10 protein-coding genes and 2 tRNA genes are annotated in these 10,628 nt (G+C 69.8%); 6 read left to right on the forward strand and 6 right to left on the reverse strand.

The window, feature by feature from the left end; genetic code table 11:
- Positions 1-137: 137 nt before the first annotated feature.
- The 4 genes from IT306_20580 to fdhE all read right to left on the reverse strand — a co-directional run bounded on the left by IT306_20580 (position 138) and on the right by fdhE (position 4,533).
- The gene (locus IT306_20580; GenBank protein MCC7370827.1) at positions 138-1,268 is read right to left on the reverse strand and encodes a mandelate racemase/muconate lactonizing enzyme family protein; all 1,131 of its coding nucleotides are present in this window, start codon (positions 1,266-1,268) and stop codon (positions 138-140) included.
- 223 nt (positions 1,269-1,491) lie between these two features.
- Positions 1,492-2,553, reverse strand: coding sequence for a DNA polymerase III subunit delta (gene holA / locus IT306_20585; protein MCC7370828.1), 1,062 nt, complete (start codon positions 2,551-2,553; stop codon positions 1,492-1,494).
- A 2-nt stretch (positions 2,554-2,555) separates the two neighbouring features.
- Positions 2,556-3,551 (reverse strand): formate dehydrogenase accessory sulfurtransferase FdhD, encoded by a 996-nt coding sequence (gene fdhD / locus IT306_20590; protein MCC7370829.1) that lies wholly within the window; start codon positions 3,549-3,551, stop codon positions 2,556-2,558.
- Positions 3,544-4,533 (reverse strand): formate dehydrogenase accessory protein FdhE, encoded by a 990-nt coding sequence (gene fdhE, locus IT306_20595; GenBank protein MCC7370830.1) that lies wholly within the window; start codon positions 4,531-4,533, stop codon positions 3,544-3,546. The genes fdhD and fdhE overlap by 8 nt, the downstream gene beginning before the upstream one ends.
- Before the next feature lie 211 nt (positions 4,534-4,744).
- Here fdhE and IT306_20600 point away from each other — a divergent pair, with 211 nt between their 5' ends.
- From IT306_20600 to IT306_20610, 3 genes are read left to right on the forward strand one after another with little or no spacing between them, the layout of a single operon-like run.
- Positions 4,745-5,338, forward strand: coding sequence for a sigma-70 family RNA polymerase sigma factor (locus IT306_20600; GenBank protein MCC7370831.1), 594 nt, complete (start codon positions 4,745-4,747; stop codon positions 5,336-5,338).
- Positions 5,335-5,820 carry a hypothetical protein gene (locus IT306_20605; protein ID MCC7370832.1) on the forward strand — a complete coding sequence of 162 codons (486 nt, stop codon included), beginning with the start codon at positions 5,335-5,337 and terminating at the stop codon, positions 5,818-5,820. The genes IT306_20600 and IT306_20605 overlap by 4 nt, the downstream gene beginning before the upstream one ends.
- Before the next feature lie 4 nt (positions 5,821-5,824).
- Entirely contained in the window at positions 5,825-6,787 is a 963-nt protein-coding gene (locus tag IT306_20610) for a queuosine salvage family protein (protein MCC7370833.1), read from the forward strand.
- Positions 6,788-7,005: 218 nt separating this feature from the next.
- Here the strand turns inward: IT306_20610 and IT306_20615 are convergent, their stop codons facing one another.
- The gene (locus IT306_20615; protein MCC7370834.1) at positions 7,006-8,409 is read right to left on the reverse strand and encodes an HD domain-containing protein; all 1,404 of its coding nucleotides are present in this window, start codon (positions 8,407-8,409) and stop codon (positions 7,006-7,008) included.
- 141 nt (positions 8,410-8,550) lie between these two features.
- Positions 8,551-8,624 (reverse strand) — tRNA-Val (locus tag IT306_20620).
- A gap of 193 nt (positions 8,625-8,817) precedes the next feature.
- On the opposite strand from IT306_20620, the gene purD reads away from it, so the two are divergent.
- From purD to IT306_20635, 3 genes are all read left to right on the forward strand, one after another.
- On the forward strand, positions 8,818-10,098 hold the full coding sequence (purD, locus tag IT306_20625; GenBank protein ID MCC7370835.1) for a phosphoribosylamine--glycine ligase: 1,281 nt from the start codon (positions 8,818-8,820) through the stop codon (positions 10,096-10,098).
- 3 nt (positions 10,099-10,101) lie between these two features.
- Positions 10,102-10,452: a phosphoribosylformylglycinamidine synthase subunit PurS gene (gene purS / locus IT306_20630; protein MCC7370836.1), complete on the forward strand. Its 351-nt coding sequence runs from the start codon at positions 10,102-10,104 to the stop codon at positions 10,450-10,452.
- A 99-nt stretch (positions 10,453-10,551) separates the two neighbouring features.
- Positions 10,552-10,626: transfer RNA gene (locus IT306_20635), tRNA-Ala, on the forward strand.
- Positions 10,627-10,628: the final 2 nt, after the last annotated feature.

Here is a 10,628-nt window from a genome sequence, read left to right on the forward strand (position 1 = left end):
GGGGGGCGGATCATGACATCGTGCTCAACCTGCCGCCACCATCGCGAGTCAGAAGTCGTGATGCCAGCGACTCTCGTATCTCCCCTCTCCCGCGCACAGGGAGAGGGGTCGGGGGTGAGGGCCTTTCGTCCCCGTGCTCAGCTGCTCAGGTGCCGGGCCACCGCCGCGTCGTCAAGCACCAGGCCCAGACCAGGGCCGGTCGGCGGGGTGATGAACCCGTTCTTGACGACGATTGGCTCCACGAAGATCTCGCGGTGCAGCGGGCCGTCGTTGAACTCCTGAAGCATGAAGTTCGGCGAGCAGGTGTCCAACTGGATCGCTGCCGCCGCCGCGATCGGGCCGACGTACATGTGCGGCGCGATCAGGGCATGATGCGACTCGGCAATCGCCGCGATCTTCTTCGCTTCGAGGATGCCGCCGCACTGGCCGACGTCCACCTGGATGATGCCGGCCGCCTGCTTCTCCAGCAGGTTGGCGAAATCGTACTTGGTCGCGAGCCGCTCGCCGGCCGCGATGGGGATGCTGGTCTGGGCCGCCACGCGGGCCATCTCCTCGACCATCTCCGGCGGCACCGGCTCCTCAAACCAGATCGGCAGGTACTCCTCGAAGACCTTTGCCGCCCGGATGGCGCCGGCCGTGCTGAACTGGCTGTGCGTCCCGATGCCGATCTCCAGCTCGTCGCCCACCGCCTCACGGACCTGGCGGAAGATGCCGGCGGCATGCTTCAGTTCTTTGAGCGGGATATCTCGCGGGTACGGAAAGAGCGGCTGGAACGGATCGATCTTGCAGGCGGACCAGCCCTCTGACACCAGCTCGCGCGCGATGTCGGCGGCCTTCTCGGGCTGCTCCCAGACGCCTTCGGACGGCATGTAGGCGTACGCCCGCAACTGCTGATGGTACTGGCCGCCGAGCAGGTTATAGATCGGCTGGTTGGTGACCTTGCCGATGATGTCCCAGAGGGCGATCTCGATGGCCGACATCGCCGGCGTCCGGCTCATGCTCGGGTGGCGGTAGTCGTGTGGGGTCGAGAACATCCGCTGCCAGATCAGCTCGACGTTGAACGGGTTCTCGCCGATCACGAACTGGTCGCACAGCTCGTTGAGGAGCGCGATCTGCGAGCCGAGATCGGTGACGCCGCCGGTGACCCGCTCGCCCAGCCCGACGATGCCTTCGTCGGTGTGCAGCTTGATGAACAGCCACTTCCGGCCGCCACGGTACGGCGGCACGTTGTCCAACAGGAGTGTTTCGAGACGGGTAACGGTGACCATCGTTGTCCCTCCGCTGGTCGTGCCCGCGCTCCGTGGCGCTCGGTTTTGCTCTGACGCGGGCACGCTGCCGTCGCCAGCCCCGCGTGGGCGCGGGTCTACGGCAGGCTGCCGTCTCGCCTCAGCCGGTGTGGAACGACCGCGCCAGCGGGACGGCGGCGACATGGTAGCAGGGGGCCGGGCCTGGACGGCGGGATGGTCCCGTCGGACGTGCCGGGCGGCTCCGTCAGCTCGTGCGGGGCAGGTCGCCGATGAACAGCTCCAGCGCCAGCTCTGGCTCGGCCTCGCCGGTCTTGATGGCGTGGTCGGTCTTGAGCAGACGTCGCAGCGCCGTCTCCAACTGCTCGATGCGGTAGCCGCGCGCCTGTTGCTCCGTCTTCTGGGCCACGTACGGATGCACGCCCAGTTTGCTGGCCAGGGCCGGACCGCGCAGCCCCTGGTCGAGCATCTCCCGCGCCTGGATCAGCCGCCGGAGGCTGCCGGCGATCTGCGGGATGATGCCCTCGGACCGTTCGCCGCGCTGGAACAGCTGACGCAGGTGGGCCAGCGCCGTCCCTCGCTGTCCCTGCCCCACGGCGTCCAGCAGCCCAAAGATCGTCACGTCGGGGCTGGCTGAGAGCAGGGTCACGTCGTCCAGGGTGACCGGCTTCCCGTCGGCATAGGTCACCAGTTTGAGGATCTCGGTATCCAGCATGCCGAGATCCTCAGGGGCCAGCAGGGCGAGCTGGCGAATCGCTGCCGCCTCGATCCGGCCGTTGTGGTGTTTGGCCCGCTTCTCGATCCACTTGCCAAGCTCGCCGGGCTTGGGACGCTCGTAGCCGCGCACATGCGAGCGGCCGGCCGGCAGCATGCTCTCGACCTGGGCCTCGTCCACCTGATCCTCGACCAGCACCAGGGCCGTGCTCGGCGGCAGCTCCTGGAGCAGCCGCGCCAGCTCGGCGGCCGGCCCGTCGTCGCCCGTCGGCTCCGCGGCTTTCGCAGGCGTCTTGCGCGTGGTGCTGGCGCGGCTGGCACGCGGCTTCCGGACGGTGGCCTTGCCCTTGCCGCCGACGCGGCCGAGCAGCCCTTCGACCACCACCAGCCGCCGGTCCCCCATGAACGGCAGGGCGTCAGCTACGGCTCGTACGTCGCGCACGCGCACGTCGTCCCCGCTCAAGATCGAGAGGTTGTACTCGCCAAACGGCTCGGCAAGCATCCGACGCTTCAGGCCGCGCACCTGCTCGTCGCGGGTGAAGCGGTCATTGCCCCAGAGGACGTAGATCAGCTGCGGTCTGGCTGCGGTGGACATGCTCACTCAGGGGATGGCGCGCCGACGACGCGGTGTGCGTGCGTGTAGACGTTCATGCTGCTGGAGCGAATATAGCCGATCACGGTCAGCCCGAGGTGCTCGCCGAGGGTGATGGCCATGCCGGTCGGCGACGTCCGTGAGCCGACCAGCGGCACGCCCATCAGCGCCGCTTTGAGGAGCATCTCGGACGAGATCCGCCCGCTCGACACGATCATCGTGCCGCGTGTGGGAAGATCGCGCAGCAGGGCCTCGCCGCGCAGCTTGTCGAGCGTGTTGTGCCGCCCGATGTCCTCGCCCACGGCCAGGATGCCGGCTTCTGGGTGGACTGGCGAGGCCGGGTCGATCAGCACCGAGGTGTGGACGCCGCCGGACTGGTTGTAGAGGGTGGCATGGTCGTACAGCTGTCGGAGCGCGACGTAGACACGGGCCGGCTCGACGCGCACGCGGTCGGGCGGCAGGCGCAGGGAGTCGATCTCCTCCAGGTAGGCGCCAAAGCTGACGCCGCCGGTGCAGCCCGACGTGACGATGCGGCGGGTCGGCAGGGGTGGCGCCGGCCGGGCCAGCCGAACCTCGGCCAGCCCGTCGGGCAGGCAGACGCGCAGGGCGGCCACGTCGTCCGATGAGTCGATGATGCCCTCGTGGTAGAGGAAGCCGAGCACCAGCGCATTGACCCGGTGCGGCGAGCACATCAGCTCGACCAGCTCGACGCCGTCAACCTCGATCCGCAACCGCATCTCCGCGATGACCGGCTCCTGGACGTGCTGGCCAGCGTCGGATCGGAAGCGGACGTAGCGGCGGGCGACGACGGGCCGCAGCCGGGCGATGGTCTCACCCGCCACCTCGTCCCGGACAGCCTCATCTCCCGACCCGCTGCGCGGCGCGACGACCGGCTTCGCCGGCATCGTCTCCGCGCCGGCGCGGGAGATGTCGTCGTCGTGGCCCTCGGGCAGGCTGGCGCGTGGCCCGGGCGACGTGCTGGGCGGGCGCTGGTCAATCATCGTCGTGATCCTCGCCGGCGAGGTCGGCGTGCTCCAGGCGTCGAGGCGGGGCGGCAGATCGCTGGAAGCCGGCCGCGAGCGCGTCGCGGTCCAGCGTCCAGGTCGCAAGGTCGTCCGCGAGCAATCTGGCCAGCGCAGCGGGACGCGGAGCGGCTGCCACCTTCAGGTACGCGCGACACGCCGAACACCCGAGCACACTCCACGCGCCTGCTCCGTCGAACTCCTGCGCGGCGATCACTGACAGCTCGCCGCCAGAACAGGCTGGACAGACTGGCAAGGAGCATGCCCAGGCGGCGGCGCAGCGGCCACAGCGTAGGTGGGCATGCTCGTCGTCGGTGTCGGGGTGAACGGCGTCAGCTTCGGCGTCGGGGTGAACGGCGCCAGCTTCGGCGTCGGGGTGAACGGCGCCAGCTTCGGCGTCGGCGTGAGCGGCATCAGCTTCGGCGAACAGCGGCCGGGCGCCGCAGATCGGACACCAGCCGTGCCGCCACGGTCCGAGACGCAGCGCCGGCCGCAGGCGCTCGGCCACGGCCGCGAGCAGCGGGCGTGCCGCGAGATCCGCCAGGGTGCTGACCAGCGGCTCGAACAGTCCGGCCGCCTGGGCCAGCGCCGCGAGGTGATCCCCGTGGTGCACGATCGCTTCGCCGATCACCTGTTCGGCGTGGATCCGATGGGTGCGGGCGGCGGTCAGGATCGCTTCGGCGGCTGGCTGGGCGGCCTCGTCGGCCAGCATGGCGACGGTCAGCCGCTCGAACAGGCTGAGCGTGGTGGGCGAGATCGGCAGGTTCAGCCCGTCGAGGAGCGGCGTGCCGTTCGCCAGCCGCGCACGCACGAGGACGGCCGGCAGCCGCGGCTCGGGAACGACGACCTCGCCACGGTCCAGCAGCTGGATCAGCGTGCCGCGCAGACGGATCTCGTCGCGCAGTGACGGATCGGCCTGCTCCGTCAGGGCGGCAATACGGGCGCGCAGGCTGCTCTCCAACTCGCTCGTCTCCCCGGTGCGGCTCCGATGCGACCACACCTGTCGCGCAGGCCAGCCGGCGCGTCGCGGCCGGACGCTGGTATGGCGCATGGTACCAGCAGTTGCGTGCTGAGCACGCTCGCACGCACGGGATGTGCCCAGACTGCCGTCCCACAGTGCAACAATCGTGACGTGTGCGGCGTCTCACCTGTAGGAGCGGACACGATCTCGGATGGCCGAGCCCTTACCAGAGACGATTCGACGCGCCCAGGCGGGTGACCAGCAGGCGATTGCCCAACTGGTGGCCGAGCAGCAGCGTTACGTGTACAGCATCGCCATGACGATTACGAAAGACCCAACCGACGCCGCCGATCTGACCCAGGACGCCCTGATCCGCCTGATCCGGGCCATCGGGTCATACCGTGGTGAGACGAAGCTGTCAACCTGGCTGTACCGGCTGGTCGTCAACCTCGGCATCGACCGGCTGCGGCGGCGCGGCGCACCACCGATCCGCCTGGATGGCGAGGAGTCGGATTTCGACGTGGCGAGCGACCTTCCGGGCGACGACGTGGCCGGGGCGGCCGAGCGGATGGAGACGGCGCAGGCCGTGCGGATGGCCCTGGCGCAGCTGCCCGACGCTCAGCGGCTGGCGCTGACGTTACACTACTTCGAGGATCTCCGCTACGAGGACATCGCGGACGTGATGGGTGTGCCGGTCAACACGGTGAAAAGCCACATTCGGCGTGGCAAGGAGCGGCTGGCGTTGCTGCTGCGGGCATCGCTCGGTCCGGCCGGGCTGGAGCCGTCGCGGGGAGGGCTGGGATGATCGACCCGGGCCGCGTTCAGGAGCGCGAGCCGTGGGAGCGCGAGCCGTGGGTTCGTGAGCTCGACGCGCTGGTTCGACCGGCGCTGCTGGCCGAGCCGCCGCCGGCGGTGCAGCAGTCGATCCTCGCCGCCGTCCTGCTGGCCGCCGCCGCCCAGCCGACGCCGGTCCCCGTCGCTGCGCCGCAGCCGGCCGACGTTCCTGGCCGGCCGCTGCCGCTGCTGGCGTATCTCCTGCTGGCCGCCGTGCTGGTGGCCTACGTCGCCGGCGTGTCCTGGCTTCAGGGGCTGTTCGGCAACGTCACCTGGCTCTCGATCCTGGCCGGGCAACTGCTGACCATCTCGGATCTGGTGTTCGGCCGGCCGGACACGGGAGAGCCGTTGACGCTGGCCTGGCAGCTTTTCGTGCGCGCGCCGTGGCTGGCGCTGCTGCCGGTCGCGTGGCTGCTCTGGGACCGCGACCGCGCCACCGCGCCGACGGCCTGACCGGATGCTCGGGGTACTGGAGAGCACGCAGCACGTCGTCAGTCGGGCGCGCGCCGTCCGCATCGACCAGGAGGCCGTCGAGCGGCTCGCGGCCCGTCTGGCTGACCGTGGCGTTGAGGCGCCGGAGTGGCGCGTCTGGCCGCACTGGTGGGAGGACTCCGACCGCGCAGCGAACTACGTGCTGGTGCTGGATGCGCTGAACTTCTGCTTCTGGGCCGCCCCCGGCGAGCCGCGCTGGCGGGTCCAGTTCGAAGGACAGACGCTTGACGGCTACTGGGCGCTGGCGGCCTGCCTGCGGCGGGCGCTCGACGCGGGGACGCCGCTGCTGGACCCGGACTACCTGGCCGACATCGACGAGGTCGAGGTGCGCCGCCTGTTTGCCGGCGAGGCCGAGGTTCCGCTGCTGGCGGCGCGCGTCGCCAACCTCCGGGAGGTCGGACAGGGGTTGCGCGCGACCGGCGGCTCGTTCGCGGCGGTGGCGCGGGCGGCCGGCGGCAGCGGCGAGGCGCTGGTGGCCGAGGTGGTGCGCCGCTTCCCCTCGTTTGACGACGTTGCGCGGTACGACGGTCAGCGGATCGTGTTTCACAAGCGCGCGCAGATCCTGATCGGCGATCTGCACGGGATCTACGGCGGTCACGGCCTCGGAGCGTTCTCGGACCTTGCCCGGCTGACGGCGTTTGCGGACTACAAGATCCCCCAGGTGCTGCGCGAGGCGGGCATTCTGATCTACGCGCCCGATCTGGCGGCCACCGTCGAGCGGCAGGCACTGATCCCGCCGGGGGATCCGCGCGAGGTCGAGATCCGCGCGGCGACGATCTGGGGCTGCGAGCGGCTGCGGCTCGCACTGGCCGAGCGCCGGGCTGGGCCGCCGCTCCAGGCGTTCGAGGTGGACTGGCTGCTGTGGAGCGACGCGCAAGGGCGGAGCATCAGCCAGCCGTACCACCGGACGCGCACGATCTACTATTGATCAGCGATCAGCGATCAGCGATCAGCGATCAGCGATCAGCGATCAGCGATCAGCGATCAGCGATCAGCGATCAGCGCATGCGTGTGAAAACGTGCAACTCCCAGTTGTCATCCTGAGCGCAGCGAAGGACCTCACCCGCTGACGCGAGCGTTGACGGTCAGCGGGTGAGATCCTTCGCTGCGCTCAGGATGACAACTGGGAGTTGCACGGATGTTCGTTCAGGCTTCGGCGGCGTCGGACACGAACGCGCGGGCCATCGCTGCTGCGCCCTCCTTGTCGTCGGGCGCGAGCTGCCCGTCGAGCACCGCTGCCAGCAGCCGGTCCTTGACGCCCCGGATCCACGGGCCGGGTGGACGCTCGAACATCGCCATCAGCTCGACGCCGTCGAGCGGACTGGCGAGCTTCTCGATCTCCTCTTCCTCACGGAGCCGCTCGATGCGCTCGCGCAGCGCCGACACCCGCCAGCTGGCCGCGCGCTGCCGCTCGGGCCGCTTGCTGGTCACGTCGGCGGCCGAGAGGTCGAGCAGGTCTTCGAGCACGTCGCCGGCTTCACGTACGAACCGCCGGACGGCGCCGTCGGTCCAGTCGTCTTCGTAGGCGTTGGCTCGCTGATGCATCGCGACCAGCAGCGAGACACACTCGATGGTCTCCTTGTCGAGGCGCAGCCCGTTCAGGATCTTCTTCGCCATCTGCGCGCCCACCGTCTCGTGCCCGAGGAAGTGGACGATGCCGTTCTCCACCGAGCGCGTGCGCGGCTTGGCGATGTCGTGCAGCAGGGCGGCCCACCGTACGGTGAGCCGGTTCGGTGTCTGATCGACCACCTGCATGGTGTGATCGTAGACATCCTTGTGATGGTAACTGGCGTCCTGGGTCATCCCGCGCATCGCCAGCACCTCGGGGATGATGTACTGCATCAGCCCGAGGTCCGTCAGCAGGCGCAGCCCGAGACCGGGCAGGCGACTGGTCAGGATCTTGGTCAGCTCCTGCGCGACGCGCTCGCGGCTGATGGTTGCCAGGGCCTCCGCAACGGGCGGGATGGCCTGGCGGGTCTGCGGCTCGATCTGGAACGCCAGCCGTGACGCGAACCGGACAGCCCGCATCAGGCGCAGCGGATCGTCGCGGAAGCGATCCGCAGGCGAGCCGACGGCGCGCACCAGGCGAGCGCCCAGGTCTTCCCGGCCGCTGAACGGATCGACCAGGTCGCCCGAGTCGGCATGAATGGCCATGGCGTTGATGGTGAAGTCGCGGCGGCTGAGGTCGCCGTCCAGCGAGTCGCCGAACTCGACTTGCGGCTTGCGCGAGCCGGCCTCGTACGCCTCCGAGCGGTAGGTCGTGATCTCGACGACGTGCTCGCCGAAGACGCCGCCGATGGTGCCGAACCGCTCGCCCACGGCGAAGATGTGATCGGCGCGCGCACGTGTCAGCAGTCGCTTGACCTCGGCGGGGCGGGCGTTGGTGGTGAAGTCCAGGTCGAGGGGCGGGTGGCCGAGCAGCAGATCGCGCACGGACCCGCCGACGACGTAGAGGTCGCGGTCGGCAGCACCGAAGGCGGCAGCCAGGGCCGGTATCGGCGGGGACGCGAGAAGCTGCGAGATCGCCGCTGAGGTTCGAGTCTGGTCCATCGCACACACTACCTGAGACGACGAACGCTCACGCCTGGGAACTTCGCACGGCGAGACAGCGCAGACGGTGGCGAAGCGGGCTGCAGAGCATGAAAGAGGCCGCCTGCGCCTCGCGCGAGCGGCCCAAGAGCGTCACCTGGGTGGGCAAGAGAGGACTCGAACCTCCGACCCCCACGATGTCAACGTGGTGCTCTAACCAACTGAGCTACCTGCCCCTGTAGGCAAGTATAGCGTGTGGCCGGGCGTTTGACCAGACCTTCCGGAGAATCGGATCGGGGAATCTGGGGAGGCGCAGCCTGGTGCGTCACACCTGTCAGACTGCTGCCAGCACGGGTGGCGGTGCGTCGTCCGGTACACTTCGGGCGGCCGGGCGCCGCCCGGACTGTGCAGCGCGGCCCGCGGGTGGGAGTGAACGGTGTGACGAACGTCCTGGTGGTGGGCAATGGCGCGCGCGAGCACGCGCTCTGCCACGTATTGCGACGCTCGCCGTCGGTGACGACGCTGAGCTGCACGCCTGGGAACGCCGGCACGGCGGCCGTTGCCGAGAACGTCTCCGCCAGCCTGGGCGACGTCGATCAGCTGGTGCGGATCGCGCAGCAACGGGTGGCCGACCTCGTCATCGTCGGGCCGGAAGCGCCGCTGGCCGCGGGTCTGGCCGACCGCCTGCGCGAGGCCGGGATCAGGACGTTCGGCCCGGGGCAGGCTGCCGCCCGCATCGAAGCGAGCAAAGCCTGGGCCAAGGATCTGATGCGGGGGATCGGCGTGCCGACGGCGCGCGCGGTGACGGCGACCAGCCACGCGGCTGCTCGCCGTGCCGTCGAGCAGGTTGGGCTGCCGGCCGTCATCAAGGCGGACGGTCTGGCAGCCGGCAAGGGCGTCACGGTGGCGCTCGATCGGGTTGCCGCCGACGCCGCCCTGGACGAGCTGTTTGTGCGGCGCTCGCTCGGCAGCGCCGCCGACGTGGTGGTGGTCGAGGAGTTCCTGGAGGGGCGCGAGCTCTCGGTGATCGCGCTGTGCGATGGTGAGCGGCTGGCGATCCTCCCGCCCGCGCGTGACTACAAAGCGGCGCTCGAAGGCGGCCTCGGGCCGAACACCGGCGGCATGGGGGCGTTTACGCGCCCGAGCTTCGCCACGCCGGGCTTGCTGGCGCGGCTGCGCATCGAGATCCTGGAGCCGGTCGTCCGCGAGCTTGGGCGGCGTGGTGCGCCGTTCGTCGGCGCGTTGTACGCTGGCCTGATGGTGACGGCGTCTGGCCCGAAGGTGATCGAGTTCAACTGTCGGCTGGGCGATCCAGAGACGCAGGTGATCCTGCCGCTGCTGGAATCTGACCTGCTGGATGCGATGCTCGCGGCAGCCGATGGTCGGTTGGACGCTGGCGCGCTCCGCTGGTCGAGCGACGTGCTGTGCGGCGTCGTGCTGACGGCGGGCGGCTATCCGGGGACGTACACCACGGGCGATGTGATCCATGGACTGGACACGCTGCCTGACGACATCATGGTGTTTCATGCTGGTACGCGGCAGCGGCCGGAGGGCGAGATCGTGACGGCCGGCGGCCGGGTGTTGACGGTGGTCGGGCGCGGTGCGACGCTTGAACAGGCGCGAACGCGAGCCTATGCAGGTGCAGCAGGGATCTCCTATCGTGGCGTCCGGTACCGGGCGGATATTGGCGACGAGCGCGTATCGAAATGATGGATGCCGACCGGGCGACGTGCGGTCGGGAGGAGTGATCTGGTGACGACGGCAGGAACGGCGGCTGAGCAGGTGGCGCGCGCGCCCGGTCGGCGGTGGCTGGCGCGGGTCCAGGTCTCGCTCAAGCCCGTGGTGAACGACCCTGCGGGAATCAGCATCGCGGAGGCGCTGCGGCACCTGGGCTTCGAGGGGCTGGAGAGCGTCCGCGCGGGCAAGTACTTCGAGATCGAGCTGCGGGCTCCGGACCGTGCTGCTGCCGAGGCCCAGGCTGACCAGATGTGTCGGCAGCTGCTGGCGAACCCGGTCGTCGAAGAGTACGTGGTCACCGTGGGGCAGGCGCGCGGCCGAGAATAGCCAGCGCGCCGGGAGGCAGTTACGTGGGCGCCCGACGGCCGCACGGACCCGAGCGGCCGTTGCTGGTCCGACGCCGCTCTGCTAGAATGATGGGGCTACGGGCCTGTGGCGCAGCGGGAGCGCGCTTCCTTGGCATGGAAGAGGTCAGGGGTTCGATTCCCCTCAGGTCCACCAGA

Source organism: Chloroflexota bacterium (genome assembly GCA_020850535.1).
Lineage (GTDB): Bacteria > Chloroflexota > UBA6077 > UBA6077 > JACCZL01 > JADZEM01.

Bases quoted from the DNA above. Each gene is read 5' to 3' on its own strand.
- IT306_20580 (MCC7370827.1), bottom strand. From the start codon at position 1,268: ATGGTCACCGTTACCCGTCTCGAAACACTCCTGTTGGACAACGTGCCG.
- holA (MCC7370828.1), bottom strand. From the start codon at position 2,553: ATGTCCACCGCAGCCAGACCGCAGCTGATCTACGTCCTCTGGGGCAAT.
- fdhD (MCC7370829.1), bottom strand. From the start codon at position 3,551: ATGATTGACCAGCGCCCGCCCAGCACGTCGCCCGGGCCACGCGCCAGC.
- IT306_20600 (MCC7370831.1), top strand. From the start codon at position 4,745: ATGGCCGAGCCCTTACCAGAGACGATTCGACGCGCCCAGGCGGGTGAC.
- IT306_20605 (MCC7370832.1), top strand. From the start codon at position 5,335: ATGATCGACCCGGGCCGCGTTCAGGAGCGCGAGCCGTGGGAGCGCGAG.
- IT306_20610 (MCC7370833.1), top strand. From the start codon at position 5,825: ATGCTCGGGGTACTGGAGAGCACGCAGCACGTCGTCAGTCGGGCGCGC.
- IT306_20615 (MCC7370834.1), bottom strand. From the start codon at position 8,409: ATGGACCAGACTCGAACCTCAGCGGCGATCTCGCAGCTTCTCGCGTCC.
- purS (MCC7370836.1), top strand. From the start codon at position 10,102: ATGCCGACCGGGCGACGTGCGGTCGGGAGGAGTGATCTGGTGACGACG.